This is a genomic window from Hydrogenophaga sp. RWCD_12 (genome assembly GCF_046604225.1).
GTDB lineage: Bacteria > Pseudomonadota > Gammaproteobacteria > Burkholderiales > Burkholderiaceae_C > Hydrogenophaga.
On the sequence record NZ_JBKIXC010000003.1, the window covers coordinates 255667 to 279675 of the forward strand.

General features: G+C 68.2%; 17 protein-coding genes. 8 read left to right on the forward strand and 9 right to left on the reverse strand.

The genetic code is table 11. The features are described from left to right. Positions 1 to 29 precede the first annotated feature (29 nt). Positions 30 to 1046 carry a LysR substrate-binding domain-containing protein gene (locus ACLIJ1_RS13185; protein ID WP_411365994.1) on the forward strand — a complete coding sequence of 339 codons (1017 nt, stop codon included), beginning with the start codon at positions 30 to 32 and terminating at the stop codon, positions 1044 to 1046. Between the two features lie 6 nt (positions 1047 to 1052). Here ACLIJ1_RS13185 and ACLIJ1_RS13190 read toward each other — a convergent pair whose 3' ends face one another. The 6 genes from ACLIJ1_RS13190 to ACLIJ1_RS13215 are packed head-to-tail and all read right to left on the reverse strand — an operon-like array spanning position 1053 to position 13268. Next, on the reverse strand, positions 1053 to 2570 hold the full coding sequence (locus ACLIJ1_RS13190) for a hypothetical protein (RefSeq protein ID WP_411365995.1): 1518 nt from the start codon (positions 2568 to 2570) through the stop codon (positions 1053 to 1055). Continuing rightward, positions 2551 to 3990 carry an ABC transporter substrate-binding protein gene (locus ACLIJ1_RS13195; protein ID WP_411365996.1) on the reverse strand — a complete coding sequence of 480 codons (1440 nt, stop codon included), beginning with the start codon at positions 3988 to 3990 and terminating at the stop codon, positions 2551 to 2553. Before ACLIJ1_RS13195 ends, ACLIJ1_RS13190 begins: the two co-directional genes overlap by 20 nt. Further along, positions 3987 to 4565 (reverse strand): SCO family protein, encoded by a 579-nt coding sequence (locus ACLIJ1_RS13200; RefSeq protein ID WP_411365997.1) that lies wholly within the window; start codon positions 4563 to 4565, stop codon positions 3987 to 3989. Before ACLIJ1_RS13200 ends, ACLIJ1_RS13195 begins: the two co-directional genes overlap by 4 nt. Next, positions 4562 to 6448, reverse strand: coding sequence for a YncE family protein (locus ACLIJ1_RS13205; RefSeq protein WP_411365998.1), 1887 nt, complete (start codon positions 6446 to 6448; stop codon positions 4562 to 4564). The genes ACLIJ1_RS13200 and ACLIJ1_RS13205 overlap by 4 nt, the downstream gene beginning before the upstream one ends. After that, entirely contained in the window at positions 6445 to 7011 is a 567-nt protein-coding gene (locus ACLIJ1_RS13210; RefSeq protein WP_411365999.1) for a hypothetical protein, read from the reverse strand. Before ACLIJ1_RS13210 ends, ACLIJ1_RS13205 begins: the two co-directional genes overlap by 4 nt. Before the next feature lie 32 nt (positions 7012 to 7043). Further along, complete coding sequence (locus ACLIJ1_RS13215; RefSeq protein ID WP_411366000.1) at positions 7044 to 13268, reverse strand: hypothetical protein; 6225 nt, start codon at positions 13266 to 13268, stop codon at positions 7044 to 7046. A gap of 275 nt (positions 13269 to 13543) precedes the next feature. Here ACLIJ1_RS13215 and ACLIJ1_RS13220 point away from each other — a divergent pair, with 275 nt between their 5' ends. Beyond that, positions 13544 to 14458: a DMT family transporter gene (locus ACLIJ1_RS13220; RefSeq protein WP_411366001.1), complete on the forward strand. Its 915-nt coding sequence runs from the start codon at positions 13544 to 13546 to the stop codon at positions 14456 to 14458. 12 nt (positions 14459 to 14470) lie between these two features. On the opposite strand, the gene ACLIJ1_RS13225 is transcribed toward ACLIJ1_RS13220, so the two are convergent. Further along, positions 14471 to 15631, reverse strand: a complete 1161-nt coding sequence (locus ACLIJ1_RS13225) for an alpha/beta hydrolase (protein ID WP_411366002.1) — start codon at positions 15629 to 15631, stop codon at positions 14471 to 14473. Between the two features lie 4 nt (positions 15632 to 15635). Beyond that, positions 15636 to 16268: a 5-formyltetrahydrofolate cyclo-ligase gene (locus tag ACLIJ1_RS13230; RefSeq protein WP_411366003.1), complete on the reverse strand. Its 633-nt coding sequence runs from the start codon at positions 16266 to 16268 to the stop codon at positions 15636 to 15638. Positions 16269 to 16286: 18 nt separating this feature from the next. Here ACLIJ1_RS13230 and ACLIJ1_RS13235 point away from each other — a divergent pair, with 18 nt between their 5' ends. The 6 genes from ACLIJ1_RS13235 to ACLIJ1_RS13260 all read left to right on the forward strand — a co-directional run bounded on the left by ACLIJ1_RS13235 (position 16287) and on the right by ACLIJ1_RS13260 (position 22933). After that, positions 16287 to 18272, forward strand: coding sequence for a transglycosylase SLT domain-containing protein (locus ACLIJ1_RS13235; RefSeq protein WP_411366402.1), 1986 nt, complete (start codon positions 16287 to 16289; stop codon positions 18270 to 18272). A gap of 43 nt (positions 18273 to 18315) precedes the next feature. Next, positions 18316 to 18636: a metal-sensitive transcriptional regulator gene (locus ACLIJ1_RS13240; RefSeq protein WP_411366004.1), complete on the forward strand. Its 321-nt coding sequence runs from the start codon at positions 18316 to 18318 to the stop codon at positions 18634 to 18636. 102 nt (positions 18637 to 18738) lie between these two features. After that, complete coding sequence (locus ACLIJ1_RS13245; RefSeq protein WP_411366005.1) at positions 18739 to 19422, forward strand: glutathione S-transferase family protein; 684 nt, start codon at positions 18739 to 18741, stop codon at positions 19420 to 19422. 129 nt (positions 19423 to 19551) lie between these two features. Then, positions 19552 to 20850 carry a multifunctional CCA addition/repair protein gene (locus ACLIJ1_RS13250; protein ID WP_411366006.1) on the forward strand — a complete coding sequence of 433 codons (1299 nt, stop codon included), beginning with the start codon at positions 19552 to 19554 and terminating at the stop codon, positions 20848 to 20850. A gap of 8 nt (positions 20851 to 20858) precedes the next feature. Continuing rightward, positions 20859 to 21566, forward strand: a complete 708-nt coding sequence (locus ACLIJ1_RS13255; protein ID WP_411366007.1) for a response regulator transcription factor — start codon at positions 20859 to 20861, stop codon at positions 21564 to 21566. Then, positions 21563 to 22933: a sensor histidine kinase gene (locus ACLIJ1_RS13260; RefSeq protein ID WP_411366008.1), complete on the forward strand. Its 1371-nt coding sequence runs from the start codon at positions 21563 to 21565 to the stop codon at positions 22931 to 22933. The genes ACLIJ1_RS13255 and ACLIJ1_RS13260 overlap by 4 nt, the downstream gene beginning before the upstream one ends. On the opposite strand, the gene ACLIJ1_RS13265 is transcribed toward ACLIJ1_RS13260, so the two are convergent. Then, complete coding sequence (locus tag ACLIJ1_RS13265; RefSeq protein WP_411366009.1) at positions 22934 to 24007, reverse strand: ABC transporter ATP-binding protein; 1074 nt, start codon at positions 24005 to 24007, stop codon at positions 22934 to 22936. It abuts the gene before it with no gap. Positions 24008 to 24009 lie beyond the last annotated feature (2 nt).

Consider the following 24009-nt stretch of genomic DNA (forward strand, 5'->3'; position numbering starts at 1 on the left):
AATCGACCCGCCCGCGAGGCGCACCGCCCATGACGCTGCCCCCCAGCCACCCCCGCACCCGGCCGATCTCCGCCGGCAACCTGCGGGCCTTCGAAGCCGTCGCCCGGCACCTGAACTTCCGCGCCGCCGCCGAGGAACTTTCCCTCACGCAGAGCGCGGTCAGCCGCCAGATCCAGGCGCTGGAGGACGAGGTCGGCACCGCCCTCTTCCTGCGCCACACGCGGGCCGTCGAGCTCACCAGCGCTGGCTCGATCCTGCTGCGGGCGTCGAACCTTGCGCTGGAAAAGATTGATGCGGCCGTGAGGCTGATCCGCCAGAGCGCGGGGCGCCGCAGCGTGGCGATCACCACCTGGGCTTCGTTCGCCTCGATGTGGCTGATTCCGCGCCTGGAAGCCTTCCAGCGCGAGCACCCCGACATCGACATCCGCATCGACGCCACCGACGCTGCCGTGGACCTTGCCACCGCAGATGTCGACCTCGCGATCCGCTACGCGGCGCCCGAAACCATCACAGCCGGCGCGGTCCGGCTGTTCGGCGAACAGCTCACGCCGGTGGCCAGCCCCTGGCTGCTGCGCGAACACCGCATCGCCAAGCTCGACGACCTGGCCAAGGTCACCCTGGTGGAGGCCGGCGACGCACACCGCACGCGCCACCTGGAGTATCTGACCTGGCAGCGCTGGCTGGACCATTTCGCACCCGCCACGACCGGCAGCCCGCGCACCCGCGCCAAGGCCCGCCTGTCGCCGCAGCGCTGGCTCTACTTCAACTACGCCAGCCAGATCGTGCAGGCCGCGCTCACCGGCCAGGGCGTGGCGCTCGCGCGCCTGCCGCTGGTGGCCGAGAGTCTGGCCAATGGCGACTTGGTCGAACCGTTGCCGAAGATGCGGCTGGACTCCCCGCTGGTGTACTGGCTGGTGGTCGCGCCGCATACGCACCAGCGGCCCGAAGTCAAGGCGTTTTGCGAATGGCTGCTCAGGGAAGCCGAACGCACGCGACAGGCGATCGGCGACGTGCCCGACCCCGACACGGTGGACCACATAGACTGACGCAATTCAGAGGCATGCCAGGCTGTTGTCGGCGCGGCGCTGTGAAGCTGGGTGGCCTGAGTCAGGAAACGGCGTCAGCGGCCCGATCGGTGGCCGTGCGGCATCTGCCAGCCCGTCCCGTCCAAGGGTACCGAGCAGACCACCACCGTTTTTCAGGAAGCAGAAGTTCTCGAACGGAACACCCACCGGCAGTCGCGGACGACCGAAGCGTGTGTTCTCGGGGTAGATGTATTCGCCGACAGGGGCGGTGTACTGGCCAGAGTCCAGACCACCGGCAACCTTCACGCTGGAGTGACCTTCGATGCGGTAACGCACGTCGCGGGTGATGGGAAGAAAGTTCGCCTTGGCGGGCAGCGTCACCCGAACGCGACCAATCTGTGCCACCGGGCTCGGCGTGAGTGTGGTCAGCCTGCGCTCGACTTCCGTATTGCCAACCACGTCGATCACGAACACCTCAACCCGGCGGGACGGATCGGTGGTGAAACCGACCGTGCGAAAGCGCGAAGTCTCTTCCTGGTCGATACCGGGGAATACCTCGCCAAGCGTGCCCACCAAAGCCTCCTCGATGAAGACATAGGCCGGGTTGGCTCCTGGAGAGGTGTAAATCCCGGCCATCGCGTGGACCGCATGTGCCGCATGAAAGAAGGTGCCGGTGCCGGGACTGTCTTCGGTGAGCATGCCGTTGAACGTGATGTAGTCGCCCACCACCAGCGGGGCGGCGCGGCCGGGTTGGCACCCCGGCTGGGCTGGCGCCGTCGGCTCGGCTGGAATCAGCCCGCAGGTGAACCGACCGGTGTCTGGCGCCGGCGCACGGTTGGTCAGCGGGCAGGCCGGATCGATGGCCGGAGGCGCAACACGGGGGATGCACATCGGAAAGCCCGTGTCCGCCGACACCGGGGCGTTGCCGGGGTCGGCCGCAAAGCGTTCATCCATCGCTGTCCCACCCACCTTCGCCGCGTTGGCAAGACCGTAGCGGCCGGCCGGGTCGTTGATGCGGACGCGCGCGACCGCCAGGCCGCTCGCCGGGCCGACGAGCAATTCACCCTTGGCGTAGTCGATCGCTCGGATGAAGCCAGCACCGGCGTTCAAGTCCTGCTGCGTGATGTTGACCCAGCCGGCCACGTAGGTGCCGCCAACGATATTGCCGATCACCTGCACCTCGAAAGCCACCGGCGGGCGGGGTACGTCCTTCAGGGCCAGTCCACTGGGCTTGACGGCTGGGGAGAGCGCTGGAGCGCTGCCGGGGTGCGGGCCGCGGAACAGGTCGTTCAACGTCAGGTACTGACCAGGCATCTTGATCAGCAGGTTCCGTGGGAGCACCACGTCAATGCCATTGATCTTCATGGTGCCTGCCGACAGAGGGTCTGCCAGGCTGGTCACGTCGAGCTCCTGCAGGTACCCGAGCATCGAGAACGATGCGTTCGGCGTCTGCGCGGCAGCGGGCGAGGCCTGCAACGCCAGCAGCGTCCACGCGAGAAAGACAAGTCCGCGGAGACCGCGGCGTTCAGCGGCGTGTGGTTTCATGGGGATTCTCCCTCCAGAGGTAAGTCATGTCGAAACCGTGTCGCTGTGTCGGACTGAACGTCACCGAAAGGCCGACAGCGGGCTGAAAGCGGTGCAGAGAGTCCAGAGCACGTGCGAACCGTGCGGTGTCCACACCGCGGCCACTGCGCGCAAGCGCCTCGACAAACACCTGTGCGGCGGTATCGCCCAGAACCGCCCACAGCGTGGCGCCAGGCACCGCGGAGCGCTCTTCGGCAAGTGGAGGCATCGGCAGGGCCAGTACCTCTGTAACTGCACGACCGGCCTCTGAGGACGGTGGACCGGACACGACTGCCAGCGTCCCCAGACAAGCTGTGGCTGGGGCCGCCTGCAGTTGCGCACGTACACGTTCGATCAGATGCGGAGCCAACAGGGCGACGACCGGCAGCCGCCCTACCGTTCGCACCACAGCGTCGATCTGTGCATCATCGGCCACGCTGCGAACTCGCAGGCCAGGCAGTTCGCTCGCCAGTTCGCGGGAGAGCGCCGCTCCAGGAGGATGTAGCACGAGCCCTTCGCCGTTGGGCCCGCCGCAATGCGTCGAGAGCTCGGCCACCAGCCGGCGGACTTGCGCGTTGATGCTCGGCAGCAGGTACGTGAGCTGGGGCTGCGTCACGTCAGCGTGCGGGACGCCGAGGGTGGCGACCATCGGCACGTCATTTGCCCACAGCAACGCCCGCAATGCCGCGTCTGGCTCGGGAAGCAGACTGCCGACGAAAGCGAAGATGCCATCACCGGACGCCTGCCAGGCATTGCGTGCCGCAAGTGAGGCGCTCGCAGCATCCGGGCCGGCATCAAACACGCGCAGTTCGATGCGCCGGCCGAACACGCCGCCAGCGGCGTTCGTCGTGTTGAAGCGCCTCGTCAGCGCTGCATGCACCTGTTCTCCGACCCAAGCCTGCGGCCCGCTGAGAGGCAGCACGCTGGCAACGACAATGCGGTCCCCCTTGAGACCGGGCACTGGATCCGCATCGGTTGCGAGAACGCGCAGGTAGGCCAGCAAGGCGCGCTCTTCCTCCGGTGTGAACGCATAGCGTGGCATCGGCGCCTCCAGCGTCCGTGCCTGCCGACCGACTCCGCGTTCGAGCGCACCGAGAACGGCATCCGCATCCTGGTACGCGGACTGGTTGCCACGCGCCTGCATCAGCGATTGCCACCGGATCGGCGGTACTTCGACGCCTGCTTCACGCCGCGCCTCGCCCCGAAGACCGTGACACGAAGCGCATGCTGCGCCAGGAAGCGCTACACCCTGCACGGTGGCAGGAGCCGATGGCGCCAGCTCACCTCGATACAGCGCGCGCCCCTGCCGCACCAGCGCGTTTTCGTTGTCTGCGGCGGCGGCAACCAGGGTCGACAGTGCGAATGACAGTGCGCAAGCCGCACGAAGGAGCCTTGGATTCATGTGCGCAGCTCCTCAAACAGCCGCGTGGTCATCGCAGGCGGGTTCAGCGCAGACGTGCGCGCCCACCGACCCTTTACCTCATCACCGAGCCATAGCAGAGAAGAGTGCTGGTCGGCAGCGCCAGATGAAACGCCGAAGGCGCCGAGCACACTGCGTACCGGGGCCGGACTGCCCGTGAGCAGTACCCAGCCAGCCGCTGCACCCAGAGGCAGATCAAAGCGTCGCGCATAGTCCCGCAGTTGCGGCGGGCCATCACCGAGCGGGTCGACGCTGATCGAAACCACCAGCACGTCGCGCAACGCCGGAAGCGTCTGCCACTGGCGCGCCGCCTCGCGCAGCAGTGCGGTTTGTGGCGGACAGACGGTGGTGCAGCCAGTGAAGAAGAAGCTGACCACCACCGCCCTGCCACGCAGGAGCTCGGGCAGGCGCAGGGCGCGACCATCCTGATCCAGCAACGACACGTCTGGAACAGCCGGAGCGGGCAGCCAGTTCGCTGCACACGCCCCCCGCGGCCACACTGCACCGCCCATGGCGCCACAGGAAATCGCAGCAACGGCACGGCGGCGATTCATCATGGCGATCGCTCCGTGGGTGCCGCGCCGCCGATTGCCACAGGCAACGCCGGAGGCCAGACCATCCTACCGATCCGGCCGCGTTCGTAGCCCAGCTCAACGGCTGGCGCATGCACCATCAACTCGAACTCAGCGGTGGGCAGCGCTGCCAAAGTGGCTTTGTATCTGCCACCGCCCAGGCCCATGGCGCGGGCGCGCACCTGGGCGCCACCGCGCAATTGCATGGCGAGCACACGCACGTCCGGAACGTCAATCGGCTTTCCGAGAGCATCGGCAAGTCGGAACTCCACCACCGCACTACGCTCATCCAGCGGCCGCACGGCCATGAGTTGCAGCACAGGCGCCGTGGCTGCCTCAGCGGCCACTTCGGCGCCTCGGGCCTCGACGACGAAACAGGCAGTGACGGCCGGGCGCAGATTGCGCACGATAAGGTCATAGCGTCCTGCTCGGGTGATGCGCGATGTGGCCTCGAAGCGGCCGGTTGCGCGCTCGGCGAGGCTGGTGTCGAGCACACGCAGAGCACGCGCCTGGCGGCGGTAGTTGCTGAAGCTGCCCACCGGCACCATCATCCCTTCGGCGTAGCGATAGATGCTGCCATCGCCAGGACTCGCGACGAGCATCCCGTTGCCTTCAGGTGCAATAGCGAATACCGATGCGACGTTCAATGCCTCCGGGACATCGCCAGGTTTGCTGCGACCCATCGGTACCGCCACAGCTTGCAGGCGACCGCTGCGCGCCTGCGCAAGATTGACCACCATCACGTTCGGAGAATCCTCAATGCGCAGATAGGCGAACTCGCGCGAAAACGCGATCTGGTCGGGCCTGCCCGGAACGGCAAGACGGGCGACCACCCGCGGTGCAGCCAGGTCGACCAGGCTCGCCTCATCGGTGCGCGCATTGAGCACGAAGGCGCGGCGACCGTCGTCAAACAGTCCAAGCGCCACCACGCCACGTTCCAACGCCACGGTCGAAGAGACCGCCGCAGCGCCCGGATCCACAAGGCTCAGGGAGGCTCCGTTGATCGAAAGCACGGCGAGCCGCTGCGCGGCCGGACTCCATGCGGAGGCGACCGGCGTTTGACCGACGTCGACCTGTGCGGTCACGACCAGCCGCGTGCGTTCGATGAAACTGACGCTGTTGCTCTCGGAGTTGGTGACAGCGATCCAGGGCATTCCCGCCTCGGCCGTCAAGGTGTGAAGTCCCCGGCCGACCTGCACGCGCGCCACCTCACGTCCGCTGTCTGCATCCAGTGCCACCACCTGGTCGGAACCGTCGAGCCCGACCCAGACACGCCCGCCATCCTCATCCAGCGCAAGGCGCGTCGGCAGACTTCCCGCGCCAGTGGCAACAGTGCCAATCAGTCGCCGGGTACCGACATCGACGATCGCCACCTCGCCTCGATCGCGCAGGCTGACGAACAGCTTCTGTGTGCGCGGCGCAACCACCCAGTCGTGGCCGCGTCCCGGCAATGCCACGATCGATTCGAGTTTGCTGTTCTGCAGGCCGACGTGCGGATTGATGAACGCGATCGTGTCGTCCTGGTTCAGGGTCACAAGGCGGTAGCCATTCAGGTCGACATCGGCACGCGCACCGAGCGAGCCTGTGGCCAGCGTGGCCGCCTTCTCGTCGCAACTGCGTTCGGAGGCCACTGCCTCCGAACGGCGGGCCAGCATCCAGGCTCCCGGTCTAGCCCCTGGGACTCCAAGGCCACTGGCCGCATCAGTCAGCGCGATCCTGGTCATGGCCATACCGTCGTCGGTCTGGGAGAACCGGAGCTCGACCGCGATGCCACCCTGCTCCACCGTCTGTGCCCCAACGCTTTGACCAAGGGCAGCGACAACGAATGTCAGCACCCGCATCGGCTGGAGCAAGCGCCGGGCGTTCATGTCGCGGGCTCGAAAAAGAGGTGATTGATCGCGACCCGAAGGAAGTCGACCTTGTTCGCAGGATCGACCACGTCGAACCACGCCTCCGAGATGCTCCGGCCACCGATTGCACGCGCCCCCATGAACGGTGCACTGCCGCGCTGACGGCTCAGCGTGGCGACTTCTGCAAACGACTCCCATTTGCCGTCGTCAAGCCTGACCGCCATCTGAGCGAGGTAGTCGCGCCCCACCGGCCCCGACGCCGAGACCTGCGAACCAAGCCCGCGCAGAGGCGGGTCGAACAGCAGGTGAATGGGCATCTTCCCGGCGAGGTTGTCGCCAAGCAACACCGGGTCACCACTGGCAAAGTTGTAGTTGAACCCTTGCACCGTGCAGCGCGAAAGCGCCACCGGTGGCCCACCGATATCGACCGTGATCGTGCCCTCGTTGAAGTGGTAGGACTGGAGTGACTTGGTCATCGCTTTCGGTACGTCGACCGGACCCTGGCCGGGATGGTCCGTCCAGTCCAGAAAGAAGGCGTCAGAAAACTCGTTTGGGTCACTGTGAAAGCTCACATCGGCCATGGCAGGAACTCCTTGGATTGGTGCAGCAACGGTCAGCGCACCGGCGAAGCCGGCAATACGCGCAACAGGCCCCAGATGCCACCGTCGTAGACAAAGCTGGCCTGGCTGCGCCACAGATAGTCCATCGGGACCTCCCCTCGACCGCCAGCGTGCAGCAGGAGATTCACACCCATCAGCGGGCCGATGCCGTTGTAGCTGCCTTGCACCGTCCATGCATCCTGCATGGCGCTGGCATGGGTCCCGCGCAGTTCGTTGGATCCGAAGTTCCACGGCGCGGGATCCCAGTCGTGGCCGTGCAGGGTGAACGCCTGCTGCCGCGTGTGACCGCCCGGGTGCACGACGCGCATCCGCACCTCGCGGCCGGCGCGCGCGACAAACAGCGGCGTCTCAGGGTCGCAGGCGTGGCGGCCGTCCTGCGCGAGCAGGTCGATACCAGCCTGGCAGCGCACGACCTTCGAGGCCTTCGCGAAGCCCTGCGAGGCGAGCAGCGCGTCGGCCTGCGCTGGGGTGAGCGGCGAAGCGACGGCGTCGTTGCGGTGCGCCTTCGAGCTGAGTACGCCGCCATATTCGAATTCGTTGCGCTCCTCGAACTCCATCGATGGGTCGCCGCCACGGCGCGCCCACAGCGGCTCGGTGCGGTAGTTGACGGCCTTGATGCCGTAGTCGTCGGGCTCCTCGGCGCCTTTCAGGTTGGGCACCAGGTCGCCCTTGATCTTGGCGTCGACCGCGTCCTGCAGCACCAGCACGAAGTCGCGGTAGCGGCGGCCGTTCGCGGTGCAGATGGTGGCGCTGGTGTCGGTAGCGCGGTCAGCGGCACGTTCGTTCGCATCGTCCGATGCACACACGCGACTGCCCTGCGGGCCGATCACGAGCGCACCGATCGCACCATGGGCGGGATGCTTGACGACGTCGCCGAAGCTGCTGATGGGCAACGCGCCAAACTCCAATGGCGCGCTCTTCTGCGTGCCGTCGGCCTTGAGCTGGTAGTCACCGGCGTACCAGACCATCGGCTTGCCGGTGCAGTTCTGCTCGGGCTGGCCGGCGCGGCACGGTGGCACGAGGTTCCCCTGCGGACTCACCGATGCGGGTATGCCTGCAATGGGTGCAGGGCCACCGAGCGGCGTGGGCCTGCGGCCGGGACGTGTGGGCGCGGTCGATGTGGCGGCCTCGTTCGCCTTTTGCAGTTCGAGCGCGTTGACGCCGATGTTCGCGCCGTCGGCAAGCAGCCCATAGCGAGCGACCATGGGAGCCGACAAGCCGACACTGGACGACATCTTCAGCTGGTTGTAGTTGAAACCGTCGAGGATCATCGACATGAAGTTGTCGCTGAAGTGCGCGGTGGTCTCGACACCGCCAACCACCGGGCCGTCGGGCAACGTGGCGGGGAGGTGGTTGCGCACCACGACTTCCATGCAGGCTCCGGCCGGCGCGCGCAACACCAGCGGCTCGATGCGCCTTTGCCCGGCCTGCACTTCAGCGCGCAGCCGCGCGAGCACCTGGTCGTTGCGTTCGTTCACGCTGAGGCCGCGCGGTTCCTGCTCGCCGGGCCGGCGGTTGTTGCGCACGAAGACGATCGCATTCGGGTCGTCCAGGCCGACGCGGCGGTTGTAGGCGACGCCGCGCTGGCCGGACTGGCCGCAGGTACCGGTGAGGTCGCAGGCGCGCACCGCACTGATGTCGAAAAACAGTCGCTCCTCCCACGCCTTGCTCTTGCCTTCGGGCGTGCAGACCTGAGTGTCGCGGTCGCTGGCCGAGGGCATCGGCGGCAGCGGTATCGGCGAGCCGGCGAGCGCGTTGAGCCGCGCGACGCCGGGCTGCGGTGCCGCCGGCACCGGGTCGGGCGACTGCTCGGATACCTGAGCGCCGTAGCTGCGCACCAGGCCCCACATGCCGTCCCAGAGCTGGTCGACCGACGAGCCCAGATACATCGTGTCGAGCCGCGGCGTCGCGAGCGGATTGACCTGGATGTCGAACTCGAAATGTTCGGAAATGCCGAGCGGCTGCGCGCCCGTGTGGCCCGAGCGAGGGTTGTCCGGTTCCTTCAGCCACTTGTACCCTGTCATCGCGAACACATGCTGCGCTTCCTGCGCGCCCTGTATCAGGCGAACGAACAGCGGGTCGCCCTCGTAACCGGGCAGGATCGGCGTGGCCGGGTCACCCATCACGCGCCATGGCTCGATACGCTTGAGGCGACAGTCGCCGGGCAACTGGTCGACCGGGTAGAGCGCGCAGTTGAACTCGCGCCGCCAGCGTTCGACGTCGGCGAGCGCCTGGTCCACCTTCGGCGCAAGCGGCGTGGCTGCGAGCACCCCGCGCGAGGTGGGCGAAAGCGTCGCACCGTAGCTGCTGGACGCGATGGACCGGTCGCGCCCGGCATGCGCACGCGTGCTGAACACATTGGCCATGTCGCCCGTGCAGAGCAGGTCGCCTTCGGCACAGGGCTTCTGCTGGTAGTGAAAGCCACCGAGCAGCGGATCGGGCGTGCGCTCGGTCACGCGCAGCGGGACCGGCTCATTGCGGTAGTTGATGAGCTGCGTGCCTGGGTCTTCCGACGAGATGGCCAGCGGCATGGGCCGGTTGATCGCCACCTGGCGACGACCGAAACGCAACCCCGACAGGTCCCGCTGCTCGGGGTTGATCGGCTCAAGCGCCGTGTTGTAGAGCACCGAGAAGTCGGCGAAGGCGAGCGCGAATTCGCGGCGCGTATCGCGCGTGCGCAGGTTCTTCGTGCAGGCGGTGTCGGCATGCGGGTCGAGCGGGTTGGAGTTCTTGCGCGCGCCGCCGAAGGATTCGCCCGACAGGCACAGCGGCGAGACGATGTTGACGCGGGTCGCAGTCGGCCCGCCGTCGTCGCGCAGCGCGAGCGGTTCGCGCAGCTCCTTCGGGCCGACGCTGGCCACTGTGGCCCGGGCGCGGCATTCGCCGTCGAAACGGTCGGACAGGTTGGCGCCGCCGATCACCTTGGCGCGCTCGGCGGCGGCCACGGCAGTGTCGCCGCTGCACAGGCGATCCCAGTTCAGATCGTTCGCTTCGAGGGCGAGCCACACCGAGTTCGAGGGCTCGATCACGAGCGCGGCGTACAGGCCGTGCTGCTGGTGCGAGCTGGGACCGAAGTGGTCGTGCGTGAAGACGGTGCGCAGCGTGTAATCGCGTCCGGCGCCGGCGGCAGGCGGCGTGCGCGTGTCGAAGATCGGGTCGGCGTACCAGCGCTGCACCGTGCGCTGCGCGCCGCAGAACGGGTGCTTCTCGGCGAGTTCCTTCAACGGCATGGTGTCAGCGTTCGGCGGGCAGGTGCCGCGCTGCTTCAGCGCCTCGCAGCGCATGTCGCCGGCGGCGCACGGCGCCTCGAACAGTGGATGCGTCTTCATCGCCAACGGTGCGTCGCCTCGCTTGGCAGCCGCCACGTTGTAGGCATGAATGCGCTCGCGCACCTCTTCCGGCGAGTAGGTGCCGTCCTCGTAGTTCCAGCCATTGCCGGAACCATCGGACGAGGTCACATCGAACTTCACGAGGTGGATGTGCTGGCCGATGGTGTCGGTCGGCGTGTAGATCTGGAAGTCGTCGAGCGCGAGCGCGTTCGGCACGAAGTTGCTGTGCCGGAAGTTGATGCAGTCGCCGGAGTTGGCGCGGAAGAACAGCGGCTCGGGCAGGCGGTCGCGCGTGTTGGGGTCGATGATGTCCTTGATGTCCTGCTCGAGCGCGAGGATGCGCGCCTGCGGGTCGAACCAGCCGTGGCGGTTGACCGTCAGCTCGGTCTGGATCACGCCGACCTTGTAGTTGCGCCGCGGCGCCTTGTCCGGTGCGGGGCACGGGTCGGCGAACGGCGCACCGGCCACCGGCGCGCGGCCGTTGACCATGAAGTGGGCGGGGCCGGCGGCCAGCGCCGGCTGGCCGGCCACCGGCGCGGCGCGGCTGGACACGTAGGCCTTCGGTTCCTGCGTCCACTGCGGGTGCGGCTGCGTGGCCACGGTCACCGGGGTGAAGCCGGGTGCGTTCAACGTGCCGGCGTGGAAGTCCATCGCCACGCGTTCGGCCGGTTCGCCCTTCGGGTCGAGCAGCTTCATGCCGCCGAGCTCGGCCCATTCTTCGGCGAGGCCCAGCGCATTCGGCTTCGGAATCTGCGCGGCCACGCGTCGCGCGTTGAGCTGCGCCGTGAGCGAGCCCTTCGCGAGCGCGGCTTCCATCACGTCCTGGTTGGCGAGCGCGTGTTCGGTGCGGTTGCCCTGCGCTTCCCATCCGGTGAGGACGTGGCGTTGCAGGCCGCCGTCGGCATAGCGGCCGGGGGCGATCTCGTCCATGTCAAGCGGCGGCTGCGGCGGGCGGTGGCCCGCCTGGCCGGCGACGTAGAACGGATAGCCGGCGAAGGTCTCGGTGGGCATCAGCGCGAGCACCGCGCCGGGCAGCGGCACGAGCGCGGGGTTCTCGGTGCCGCCGGCCACTTCGGCGTCGGGCAGGTTGCGGTTCGCGCCGCCGTCCTCAAACACATCGTGCGCGCGCCACAGCTCCCACATGCCCTGCGCGAAGTGCGGGTAGAGGTGGCAATGGAAGATGGAATCGCCTGGCGAGAGGTTGCGGTTGCCGGTGCCGCCGAACTCGATCTCGTAGCTGAAGGTCGCCCCGGGGGAGATGGTCTGCGAATCGAGGTAGGTCGAGCCGGGCGCACTCGCGTCCATCACCCACTGGTGGGCGTGCAGGTGGAAGACGTGCGTCTCCTTCGGCCCGGCGTGGATGTTGCGAAAGCGCACCGGATCGTTCAGGTACGAGTGGTGCACGTTCGACGGGTCGTCGGGGTAGAGCGCGCCGACTGGCCGCTTGCCGTCCGCGCCCCAGCGCAGCACGAGCGCCGGGTCTCCATTCGCCCAGGAGCTGAGGAAGAACTCCTCGGCGCGACACTCCGGACAATCCTTCACCGGGCCGGTGCGGCGGTTGCGCGCGACGACCATCGCGCCCATGCCACCGACACCGTAGTTGATGCCCATCCCGTCCTTGATGTAGTGGAGCGGATTGGACTCGTCCTCCAGCTCGGCGAAGGCCTGCACAGCCTTGACCTCGTCGTGCATGATCACCGTGAACTCGCGGTAGGAGCGTCCGCAAGTGGTGCCAAACGCGTAACGGTCGCACGGACTGTTCGGAGAGGTCGTGTCGTGGTGGTCGGGTCCGGGGCCGGTGAGCACGACCATGGCGTTGAGATCGCTGTGCACGATTTCGTTGCCGTCGAGCATCGCCAGTATCGGTGTGCCGCGCTTCGGGCCGGCGACATAGCGTGCGCCGTCGTAGTCGAGTCGGCTGTATGGATGCGCACCAGCCGCGACCGGCCGCGATGCGGCGGCCAGGTCCGCGTGCGTGACTTGCGAGCGGTACCACTTCGCGCCGCGAGGCTGCACATTCACGGCACCGAACAGACCGGCGCCGAGCTGCCCGCCGTCGCCCTCGCCACCGACCGTGGCTCCGGTGGAATAAGCGAAGTAGGTACCCTCGCGAAACGCGCGCATTCGGTAGACGGCGCTCTGCCCCGGGTAGACCTGCCCGCCCTGCTGCGACAGCCGCGCGCGCAGTGCGGCCGGCGTCGCGGGGTTCACGGTCGCGAGGTTGAGGCCGACGTTGTCGCCGTCGGTGCTGCAGAGCCAAGGGTGTGCTTCCGTGGCCACCGGACATTCGCCTGCCGGTACAGGCACGACATCGAGCCCGTTGACGTGGAAGGCGGCGGCGCGGGTGTGCGGCAGGTCGTTGCTGATCGCCTGAGGACGCACAAGGTCGCGCCCGGTGGGTGCGCCGCTGCTTGCGTTGTAGACAGTGCCCGGAGGGCTTTCGAGGTGCGCAGGCACCGCGCCCCCATACTGCTCGGGTCCCTGTGAGCGCTCATCGGGTACGCCACGCATCAGCAGGTTGTGAAATCGCACCTCGAGGCAGTCGCCTTCGTTCGCGCGCAGCACCAGCGGGCGAGGGCGCTTGTCATCGCGCAGCTTCACGTGGCCCGGGGCTTCGGCGATATTGGCGTCGACGACCGGCGTGCCATCGGCAATGGCCGGGTGTCCGTGAAACACGACATCACGCCGCAGCGCAAACAGCATGCCGGCCGGGTTGAACGCTCCGTAGCGGTTCAGAACGATCGCCTGTTCAATCGCAACGACTTCGGCGGAAAGCATCCTCTCGCACTGCGAAGCGTGAGCACCCACGGTGCTCAACCCCAGGCCAACCAGCATGACCAGACCCCTGCAACGGACCAGGACAGCGACACGAGACGGTAGCGTGAGCATCATCCTCTCCTCTGCAATGCGGGTGGACAATCAATCGCGACCTGGGGCTCGTCAGTCTGGCAATTTCTAAGGTTCTGGAGCTGGGCAGCGTTGAAAGGAATGTGATCCGAAACGCATGGGACCACAAGCGCAGGACGGCCTCTGTGCCATGCAGACGTCCCCCAATGTGGGGATCGAACGGCTTCATGACGAGATCAGGATCGATCCCTGCACCTACCGGACTTCGTTGCGCATTGGTGCACACTGCTGCGTTCCCGATTTGCACCCAGAGTCCCATGACGCGCCCTTACTCCGCCCAAGGCAATCTCCGCAGCATCGTCAACATGATGCTGGCGGTGATGTTCTTCTCGCTCATGGACGCGGTGCTCAAGGCGCTCTCGGCGCACTACCCACCGCTGCAGATGGCCTGCCTGCGCGGGCTGACCGCGCTGCCGCTGGTGCTGGCCTGGATCCAGTGGCGCCGTGGCTGGGGCCGGCTGAAGAACCTGCGCTGGTCGCTGCACATCCTGCGCGGTTGCCTGGGCATCACCATGCTCTCGCTGTTCACGCGCGGTGTGAGCGAGCTGCCGCTGTCGGCGACTTACACCATCTTCTTCATCGCACCACTCCTGATCACCGCGCTGTCGGTGCCGGTGCTCAAGGAGCGCGTGCCCCAGGCGCACTGGTGGGCCATCGGCGTCGGCTTCGTCGGCGTGCTGGTGGCGATCCGGCCCAGAGGCGGCGACCTGCAGGCGGGCTTTGCCTCCACCGGTGGTCTGGCCGTGATGACGGCCGCCTTCTGCTACGCCGTGGCCGCCGTGGCGGGCCGCCTGCTCAGCCGCACCGACAGCACGGAATCGCTGATCCTGACCATGATGATCTTCATGAGTGTCGGCGGCGGCCTGATGGCCTGGTCGAACTGGAAGCCGGTCTCGCTGGACCACGCCGGGCTGCTGCTGGCGCTGGCGGTCACCGGCTTTCTGGGCCAGCTGACCATCAACGAGGCGTTCCGCAGCGGTCAGGCCAGCGCGGTTGCACCCTTCGAGTACACCGCCCTGGCCTGGGGCGTGGGGCTGGACTGGTTGATCTGGCACACGCTGCCTGCCGCCCACACCTGGGTCGGCGCGGCCATCATCATCGGCAGCGGCCTGTATCTGGTGAGCCGGGAAAAGCGCATCAGCGAAGTCCACGCCACGGCCGAACACCCCTGACGCACAGGCAAGTCAGCCGAAGCGTTGCCGCACCCAGGTGCTGACCAGCGCCACGCCCTGCTTGAGCTGCTCCGGCTGGCCCTGAAAGTAGTGGTTGGCGCCAGGAATGACCTGCATGGTTTTGTCGGCACTGCCGGCGGCTGCGAACATGATTCCGATGTCGGGCTGGGGCACGGCGTCGTCGGCGCCATGTTCGATCGCCAGCAACGGCACCGCGATCTGCCGCGCGCAGGCCTCGCCGTCGGCACGCGAGTCGTCGATGGACCATTGCGACAGCCAGGAGCGCAAGGTCGAGAAGCGCGCCATGCCCACCGGCCCGGTGTTCACCGTTTCTGGCACCCCCAGGTAACAGCGCCCCACCGGGCGGCCGTTGGGGTCGATGGAACCATCGAGGAACCGCGGATCGGCCAGCGTGCGGTGCGTGACAAAGCCCCGCTCCAGCTCGGCACCACCCCGCTGCTTCAGCGCCTCCAGCGTCTCTTTCACACGGGCCGTGATGCGGCGCATGCGCGACAGCTGGGCTGCGCGGTAGGCCGCCAGCCAGTCGGCCGGGTATGGTGGCTTCACCGGCAGATCGGGCGCATACAAGTCGAAGGCCAGGTCGCGCCGGTCGGGGTCGGCCTCGTCGGTCACGGACGGATCGATCCAGTCGCGCAGGCACTGGGCCCGCGAGCGGTGCGCAGCCTCCAGCACCACCGCGTCGGCCGGGATCAGGCCGGCGCCCACGATGTCGACCGGGTCACCGGCCGGGGTGTGGGTGATCGTCGGGTGCTCGGCCTGCGACTGGTAGAACAGTGCCAGCGAGCCCCCGCCCGACCAGCCCATCAGCACGACGCGCCGGAAGCCCAGCACCTCTTTGGCGTGGCGCACGCAGGCACCCATGTCCAGCGCGACCTTCTCCATGATCAGCGCGGTGTCGTTCTTGGCATAGCGGCTGCCCATACAGAGCACCGGATATCCGGCCGTGGCCAGCTCTGGCGGCAGCGGCAGCAGCTGCAATGTCGAGCTGGGATGCATCATCAGGAACACCTGCTCGCGCGAGGCGCCCGGTGCGCTGATCAGCACCCCTTCGAGGTTGACCGCGCCCTGGCTGCCCGAGAAGCCGTAGGTTTCGGTGAAGGCGCTGGTTTCGCGGTAGGCGATGTGCACCCACTGGTGCTGCAGGCACGCCACCGCTTCAGCCCTTCAGGGGCCACATCACGCCGGTGTCGGCGAGGATCGCGTCCAGCGGCACGTCGTGGATCTCCGGCTGCAGGTCGGGCAGGTAGGCAAAGTCGTAGCCCAGACCCACGGTGAACGGCTTGGGCTGCAGCGAAGCCAGGGTGCGGTCGTAAAAGCCGCCGCCGTAACCCAGCCGGTAGCCGCCGGGCCCGTAGCCCACGCACGGCACGAAGATCAGCGTCGGCTCGATGATCTCGGTGTCCTTCGGTTTCGGGATACCGTAAGCATCCTCTTCCATCGGGCAGCCGGGGTACCAGCTGTAGAAGGTCAGGGTCTTGTCGACCTTGTTGACCACCGGCAGGCCGATGCGGCGCTGGCGGGCGGCGCTCTGGGCGTCTTCCTCCAGCCCGGCTTCCTGCCAGCGGAACAGCGCCGGCAGCGGGTCGAACTCGCCCTTGATGGGCCAATAGGCCCCGATCACGGTGTCCGGCCGGTGGATCAGCCAGACCCGCATCACGCGCTGCAACAGGTCGTTGCGCCAGGCACGGTCGGCCAGGTTCTGGCGCTTCTCGATCAGCTGTTTGCGCCAGCCGGGTTTGGGGCCGGGTGCCGATGGGTCTTTCGCGGGGCTCACTGGGTTGTTGTCCATAATCGCCGCATGAAACTGATGCGCTTGAAACAGGGGGTTCTGCCCATTATGGCCGCCCTGCTGCTGCAGAGTGCAGCCTGGGCGCAGACCAGCGCCGACAGCGCGCTGCTGGAGATGCGCGAGGCCTTCCGCCGCAACGCCACCTCGACCCTCACTGCCCTGCTGTGGCGGGTGCAGGGACACCCGCTCGAACCGATGGCGGTGTACTGGGAAGCCAAGGCGCGCCTGGAGTCGGCCACGCCGGCCGACATGCGTTCGGCCATGGCCCGCATGGCCGGCACCTACTGGGAGGACCGGCTGCGCGCCGACTGGCTGCTGCAACTGGGCAAACAGCGCGACTGGACCACCTTTGAGACCGAGCTGCCGCGCTACCGCATGGGCGACGACAAGCAGATCCAGTGCTACGCCCTGATGCTGGATGCCGTGGCGCGCCGCCGCCCCTCCGACGAGGTCGCGCGGCAGGTCGCAACGCTGTGGCACGCCCAGCCCCAGGCCGAAGACGGCTGCGCCACCGCCGCCAAGGCCTTCCTCGACAGCGGTCACCTCAAGCCCGAGGTGGCCTGGCAGCGCGCCCGTCTGGGCATGGAAGGCAACAAGCCCGCCATCGTGTCGCAGGCGGTCAACCTGCTCAACCCGGACTGGGTGGTGATGGTCAACTCCATTGCCGCCGAACCGGCGCGCTACCTGAACGAGAAGATCACCGCCATCCGCCCGCGCACCAAGGAGCTGGTGACGCTGGCCATCATCCGGCTGGCCAGCCTGGACCCTGCCGCCGCGGCGCGCGAAATGGACCACACCCGCTGGAAGGCGCAGCTGACCGACGAAGAGCGCAGCTGGCTCTGGGGCGTGATCGGCAAGCGCATGGCGCAGACCACGGGGCTGCAGGACCAGGCGCTGACGGCCTTCGCCAATGGCCAGGACCGCCACATGCACGCCGACCACCTGGCATGGAAGGTCCGTGCCGGGTTGCGGGCCGGCGCCTGGGGCCATGTGCGCGACGCCATCGCGGTGATGGATGAACCGCAGCGCCAGGAACCGGCCTGGGTCTACTGGCGGGCGCGGGCCACGCAGGCACTCCGGGAACCCGACGTGCTCACCGCCCACATCGTCGCCGGCGGCCTCTACCGCCAGATCGCCGGCGGCCAGGGCTTCTACGAGCAGCTCGCGCTGGAAGAACTCGGCCGGGCCTGGGTTGAACCGCCGCCACCGCCACCGCTGACCTCGCAGGAACTCGCCTTCGCCCAGACCAATCCCGGTCTGCAGCGCGCGCTGGCCGCAATGCGCCTGGGTCTGCGCACGGAAGGCGTGCGCGAATGGAACTACACCACCAACCTGCACACGCGCGGCGGCATGGGCGATCGCGAGCTGCTGGCGGCGGCCGCGCTGGCCTGCCAGCTTGAAATCTGGGACCGCTGCATCAACACCAGCGAGCGCACGCGCGAGGTGCAGGACGCCTCGCAGCGTTTCCCGATGCCGTTCCGGCCCCAGGTCGTCAAGCGCACCAGCGAGATCGGCCTGGACCCGGCCTACGTCTACGGGCTGATCCGGCAGGAGAGCCGCTTCATCACCGAAGCGCGCTCGGGCGTCGGTGCCTCCGGCCTGATGCAGGTGATGCCGGCGACCGCCCGCTGGACCGCGCGCAAGATCGGCCTGACCGACTTCCAGCCGCACCAGATCGCCGACCGCGACACCAACATCCTGATCGGCACCGCGTACTTGAAGCTGGCGCTGGACGACCTCGAAGGCTCGATGCCGCTGGCCGCCGCCGCCTACAACGCGGGTCCGGGCCGGGCCCGGACCTGGCGCCAGGGTCCGACGCTGGCCGGCGAAATCTGGGCCGAGAACATCCCGTTCGAGGAAACCCGCGACTACGTCAAGAAGGTGCTGGCCAACACCACGCACTACGCCGCGCTGATCACCGGCCAGCCCCAGTCCCTGCGTTCGCGCCTGGGCATCGTCGGCCCGTCGGCGCATCCGGAAACCTACAACCGCGAGCTGCCCTGATTTTTTGGCACACTCGACCGGTCCCATCTTCACGGAAACCACCATGGCCAGCAGCACCGCCAAGACCAAGCCGACCGCCCCGGAAGGCACCCCCGCCACGTTCCGTGCGGAACATCAGCGCGACGTGGTCAACCGCCTCAAGCGGATCGAGGGCCAGGTGCGCGGCCTGATCGAGATGGTCGAGTCCGGCCGCCCCTGCGAGGACGTGGCGCAGCAGATGTCGGCCGCCCGCAAGGCGATGGACAAGGCCTTCTACCGGATGATGGCCTGCTCGGTGATGGAAGCGGTGTCGGTCTCCGAGTCGGAAGACCAGACCCTGCGCGAGGTCGAGCGCTCGACCCGCATCCTCGAAAAATACGCCTGAGCTCCATAAGGCTCTGCCGGTCCGAATCAATCGGGCCGTGTTTTGGCATCAATCCGGTCCGCGGCCGGCCTTAGCATGGCGTCTCCATTCACGGAGGACTCCATGTCACTGCAGCTCTACGTCGGCAACAAGAACTATTCGTCCTGGTCCATGCGCCCCTGGGTGCTCTTGACCCAGGCCGGCATCCCCTTTGAAGAAAAGATGGTGCGCTTCGACGCGTTCGACGCCACCTCCACCTTCAAGACCACGGTGTCGGCCATCAACCCGGTCGGCAAGGTGCCGGTGCTGGTCGACGACGGCTTCGCGGTCTGGGACACGCTGGCGATCGCCGAGTACGTGGCCGAGCGCTTTCCCGAAAAAAGTCTCTGGCCCGCCGACGCCAAGGCACGAGCCCGGGCGCGCAGCGTCTGCGCCGAGATGCACAGCGGCTTCACCGCCCTGCGCAACCACTGCCCGATGAACCTCGAAGCCTCGCTGCCCGAGATCGGCCGCATCGTCTGGCGCGACCAGGCCGGCGTGCGCACCGACGTGGCGCGGCTGACGGCGATGTGGACGGGCCTGCTGGCCGAACACGGCGGCCCGATGCTGTTCGGCGGCTTCACCGTCGCCGACGCCTACTTCGCGCCCGTCTGTACCCGGCTGCGCACCTACGCGCTGCCGCTGGAGCCGCAGATCCAGGCCTATGTCGACCGTGTGCTGGCGCTGCCCGGCGTGCAGGCCTGGACACAACAGGCGCTGGCCGAACACGATTTCATCGCCTTCGACGAACCGTACCGGGCGAGGTAAAGCCCCCACGCTCCACCGCTGCGCGGGTCGCCGCCCCCCGAGGGGACTGATCCGGCATGGGGCGGCCCGGCGCCGGATCTATGAGCCCCCACGCCCCGCTGCTGCACAGGTCCGCCCTACACTTGCCGGATGGACATCTATCTGGTGGGTGGCGCGGTGCGCGACGCCCTGTTGGCGCGGGACACCGCAGCGGCTGCCCATGTCGACCGCGACTGGGTGGTGGTCGGTGCCACGCCCGGTGACATGGCCGCCGATGGCTATCTGCCGGTGGGCAAGGACTTTCCGGTGTTCCTGCATCCGCAGACCCGCGAGGAATACGCGCTGGCCCGCACCGAACGCAAGACCGCACCGGGCTACCACGGCTTCCACTTTCACACCGATCCCGGCGTCACGCTGGAAGAGGACCTGGCGCGGCGAGACCTGACGATCAACGCAATGGCGGTGGCGCAGTCGCAGGCCGATGACGTACTGCGCGCCACCGTGATCGACCCCTACCACGGCCAGCGCGACCTGCAGGCGCGCATCCTGCGGCACGTGACCGGCGCCTTCGCCGAAGACCCGGTACGCATCCTGCGGCTGGCACGTTTCGCGGCCCGTTTTCCCGATTTCACGGTGGCGCCGGAAACCCGGGCCCTGATGGTGCAGATGGTGAACGACGGCGAGGTCGACCACCTGGTGGCCGAGCGCGTCTGGCAGGAACTCTCGCGCGGCCTGATGGAGCAACGCCCCAGCCGCATGTTCGAGGTGCTGCGCGATTGCGGCGCCCTCGCCCGCCTGCTGCCGGAGGTGGACCGGCTCTGGGGCGTGCCGCAGCGGGCCGACTACCACCCCGAGGTCGACACCGGCGTGCACCTGATGATGGTGCTCGACATGTCCGCGCGGCTCGGCGCCAGCCTGCCGGTGCGCTTTGCCTGCCTGTGCCACGACCTGGGCAAGGGCACGACGCCGGCCGACGTGCTGCCGCGCCACATCGACCACGAGGCCCGCAGTGCCGATCTGCTCCAGGGTGTCTGCGAGCGCTGGCGCGTGCCGCGCGACAGCCGCGAACTGGCCGACGTGGTGGCGCGCGAACATGGCAACGTCCACCGCAGCGAGGGCCTCGACGCTACCCCCACGCTGCGCCTGCTGGAGCGCTGCGACGCACTGCGCCGGCCCGAGCGTTTCGTCGACGTGCTGCTGGCCTGCGAATGCGACGCCCGCGGGCGCCTGGGTTTCGAGGAGCGCCCGTACCCGCAGCGCGAACGCCTGCTGCTGGCGCTGCGTGCAGCGCTGTCGGTCGACAGTGCCGCCATCGCACAGCAGGTCTCGCAAGCCCATGCCGGTGCCCGCGACCTCGGCCTGCGCATCTCACAGGCGCTGCACCTAGCCCGGTGCCGCGTGGTGGCACAGGCCCTGTCGCCCGCGCCGTCGACACCACTGCCCGGATAATCCCGCCCATGGCGCATTTGCTGATTGTGGAAGACGACGAGTTGCTGCGGGACGGCCTGGGCGCACAGCTCATGCAGGCCGGCCACCGCATCGACACCGCGGCCGACGGCGAACAGGCGCTGGCCCGGCTGGAATCCGGTGCCTACGAAGGCGTGGTGCTCGACCTGGGCCTGCCCAAGATCGACGGCCTGACGGTGCTGCGGCGGCTTCGCCAGCGCCTGCCTGCGCTGCCGGTGCTGATCCTGACGGCGCGCGACGGCATCGAGGACCGCGTCGAGGGGCTGAACGCCGGTGCCGACGACTACCTGACCAAGCCCTTCAACCGCGACGAGCTGCTGGCCCGCCTGCAGTCCATGCTGCGCCGCGCCAGCCTGCCCGCCTTTGGCCCCAGCCCGCAGGTCCCCGCGCCGCCGCCCTCCCCCGGCACCCTGCGGGTCGACCCGGTGCTGCCACGTGCCTGGCTGGGCAGCGAGCCGATCGACCTGACCCAGCGCGAATGGTCGCTGCTGGACCTGCTGGTGCGCCACACCGGTCAGGTGGTCAGCCGAGAAGACGTGCTCTCGGTCTGGCAGTCCGATCCCGGCGAGGCTGGCGTGAACTCGAACGCGCTGGAGGTCTATGTGCACCGCCTGCGGCGCAAGCTGGCCGGGTCGACGCTGAACATCCGCAACATCCGCGGCCTGGGATACCTGCTGGAAAACACCGGCGCGCCATGACGGCCGCGACCACCACCCGGCTCTCGCTGCGGCGCCAGCTGCTGCTGTGGCTGCTGCTGCCGCAGCTGGTGCTCTGGGCCGGTGGTGGTCTGCTGGCCTACCGGATCGCGCTGTCCTACGCCGAAAAAGGCATTGACCAGTCGCTCACGCAGTCGGTGCGCGCGCTGGCGCGCCAGGTCAAGCCCATCGGCTCGGGCCTGCTGATCGACTTCCCGCGCGCGGCGCAGGACGTACTGGAACAGGACCCCAAGGACCGCATCAGCTACACCGTCTCGTCGCCGCCGGGCCAGTTCCTGCTGGGCAACCAGAAGCTGCCGCAGCCGCCGGCAGGTATCGGCGGCACCGAGGAACCGCTGCTGTACGCGTCCGAGATCGACGGCAAGCCGTTGCGCATCGTGGCGCTGGACGTCAACTACGGCGAGACCGATGCGCCGCAGACGCTGCGCGTGCAGGTCGGCAAGAGCCTGGCCGTGCAGCAGCGCATCGCGCGCGAGCTGATCGCCGACATGCTGGCGCCACTGCTGGCAGCGGGCGTGCTGCTGAGTCTGGCGGTCTACGGCGGCATCCAGCGTGGCCTGACGCCACTCACGCGCCTGACCGCGCAGCTGGAGAACCGCTCGGTGAACGCGCTCTCGCCCATCGGAATGACGCAGGCGCCCAACGAGGTGCACGCCCTGGTGCAGGCCATCAACGGCCTGCTGGGCGAGGTGGCGCGCAACGTGAACCAGGAAAAGCGCTTCATCAACGACGCCGCCCACCAGCTGCGCACGCCGCTGGCCGGCCTGATCAGCCAGGTCGAACTGGCGCAGCGCGAGAACACCGATCCGGTACTGGGCGCGCGGCTGGGCAAGGTGCTCACGGGCGCCGAACGCAGCGCCCACCTGGTGCACCAGCTGCTGACGCTGGCGCGCACCGAGACCACGGCGCGGCGCGAGCCGCTGGACCTGGCCGCGCTGGCGCGCGAGGTGGCGCGTGAATGGACACCGCGCGCGGTCGCGGCCGGCGTCGACCTGGGTTTCGAAGGCGCGCAGCACCGCACGGTGCAGGGCGACGCGCTGCAGCTGCGCGAGGCCATGGCCAACCTGATCGACAACGCCCTGCGCTACACGCCGCGCGGCAGCGCGGTCACGCTCAAGGTCGAAGCCGACGGCGAAGCCACCCGGCTGCTGGTCGAAGACAACGGGCCGGGGCTGTCGGAGGCCGACATGGCCCATGTGTTCCAGCGCTTCTGGCGCGCCAGCGAACATCCCGGCGGCTGCGGCCTGGGGCTGGCGATCGTGAGCGAGATCGCGCGCCGCCACGGCGGCCAGGCGCGCGCCGAGAGCGTCAGCCCGCAGGGTTTCCGCGTGGTGCTGACGCTCGCCTGATCAGAAATCGATGCGGTTGCCGGAGGCGCGGTCGAACCAGTTGTTGTGCCGGCCGCTGACCGACATGCCAACCGTGTCACCCACATTGACCTTGGTGTTGGCCGGCTCGCGCACCGTCACCATGCCGGCCGCCGTCTTCACCACCACGTAGGTGTCGGCGCCGGTCGGCTCGACCAGGAACACCTCGCCGCGCCAGGTAGCGTCGTCGGCCAGGTGGATGTGCTCGGGCCGCTGGCCCAGCGTGACCTCGGGGCCGGCCGGACATGGCAGGTCCAGCGCGCCACCGGCGAACACGAAGCGGCCGTTGTCACCGCTGCGCTCGATGCGGCCGTCGACGAAGTTCATGGTCGGCGAACCGATGAAGCCGGCCACGTAGGTATTGGCCGGGCGGCGGTAGATCTCGTCCGGCGTGCCGATCTGCTGCAGGATGCCGCCCTTCATCACCGCGATGCGGCTGCCCAGGGTCATGGCCTCGATCTGGTCGTGGGTCACGTAGACCGTGGTGATGCCGCTGTGCTGGTGCAGGCGCTTGATCTCGGCGCGCATTTCCACGCGCAGCTTGGCGTCCAGGTTGGACAGCGGCTCGTCGAACAGGAACAGCTGCGGGTCGCGCGCCAGGGCGCGGCCCATGGCCACGCGCTGACGCTGGCCGCCCGAGAGCTGGGCCGGACGGCGGTCGAGCAGGTGCTCGATCTGCAGCATGGTCGCCACTTCCTGGATGCGCTTGTCGCGCTCGGGCTTGGGCACCTTGCGCATTTCCAGCGCAAAGCCGATGTTGTCGGCCACGGTCATGGTCGGGTAGAGCGCGTAGCTCTGGAACACCATGGCGATGTCGCGCTGGGCCGGCGGCATGCCGATCACGTTCTTGCCACCGATGTGCAGTTCGCCTTCGGTCGGCTCTTCGAGGCCGGCGATGATGTTCAGCAGCGTGGACTTGCCGCAGCCCGAGGGCCCGACCAGGATCAGGAATTCGCCAGGAGCGACATCAATGTCGATCTTCTTGAGCACTTCGACCGTCTTGTCGCCCTTGCCGAACGCCTTGCGGATGCCCTTGATGTGGAGTGGTGATGCCATGA

What these genes read in the sequence shown, in the direction of transcription:
- ACLIJ1_RS13185 (WP_411365994.1), top strand. Translation starts at nt 30, where the DNA reads ATGACGCTGCCCCCCAGCCACCCCCGCACCCGGCCGATCTCCGCCGGC.
- ACLIJ1_RS13190 (WP_411365995.1), bottom strand. Translation starts at nt 2,570, where the DNA reads ATGAAACCACACGCCGCTGAACGCCGCGGTCTCCGCGGACTTGTCTTT.
- ACLIJ1_RS13195 (WP_411365996.1), bottom strand. Translation starts at nt 3,990, where the DNA reads ATGAATCCAAGGCTCCTTCGTGCGGCTTGCGCACTGTCATTCGCACTG.
- ACLIJ1_RS13200 (WP_411365997.1), bottom strand. Translation starts at nt 4,565, where the DNA reads ATGATGAATCGCCGCCGTGCCGTTGCTGCGATTTCCTGTGGCGCCATG.
- ACLIJ1_RS13205 (WP_411365998.1), bottom strand. Translation starts at nt 6,448, where the DNA reads ATGAACGCCCGGCGCTTGCTCCAGCCGATGCGGGTGCTGACATTCGTT.
- ACLIJ1_RS13210 (WP_411365999.1), bottom strand. Translation starts at nt 7,011, where the DNA reads ATGGCCGATGTGAGCTTTCACAGTGACCCAAACGAGTTTTCTGACGCC.
- ACLIJ1_RS13215 (WP_411366000.1), bottom strand. Translation starts at nt 13,268, where the DNA reads ATGCTCACGCTACCGTCTCGTGTCGCTGTCCTGGTCCGTTGCAGGGGT.
- ACLIJ1_RS13220 (WP_411366001.1), top strand. Translation starts at nt 13,544, where the DNA reads ATGACGCGCCCTTACTCCGCCCAAGGCAATCTCCGCAGCATCGTCAAC.
- ACLIJ1_RS13230 (WP_411366003.1), bottom strand. Translation starts at nt 16,268, where the DNA reads ATGGACAACAACCCAGTGAGCCCCGCGAAAGACCCATCGGCACCCGGC.
- ACLIJ1_RS13235 (WP_411366402.1), top strand. Translation starts at nt 16,287, where the DNA reads ATGCGCTTGAAACAGGGGGTTCTGCCCATTATGGCCGCCCTGCTGCTG.
- ACLIJ1_RS13240 (WP_411366004.1), top strand. Translation starts at nt 18,316, where the DNA reads ATGGCCAGCAGCACCGCCAAGACCAAGCCGACCGCCCCGGAAGGCACC.
- ACLIJ1_RS13245 (WP_411366005.1), top strand. Translation starts at nt 18,739, where the DNA reads ATGTCACTGCAGCTCTACGTCGGCAACAAGAACTATTCGTCCTGGTCC.
- ACLIJ1_RS13250 (WP_411366006.1), top strand. Translation starts at nt 19,552, where the DNA reads ATGGACATCTATCTGGTGGGTGGCGCGGTGCGCGACGCCCTGTTGGCG.
- ACLIJ1_RS13255 (WP_411366007.1), top strand. Translation starts at nt 20,859, where the DNA reads ATGGCGCATTTGCTGATTGTGGAAGACGACGAGTTGCTGCGGGACGGC.
- ACLIJ1_RS13260 (WP_411366008.1), top strand. Translation starts at nt 21,563, where the DNA reads ATGACGGCCGCGACCACCACCCGGCTCTCGCTGCGGCGCCAGCTGCTG.
- ACLIJ1_RS13265 (WP_411366009.1), bottom strand. Translation starts at nt 24,007, where the DNA reads ATGGCATCACCACTCCACATCAAGGGCATCCGCAAGGCGTTCGGCAAG.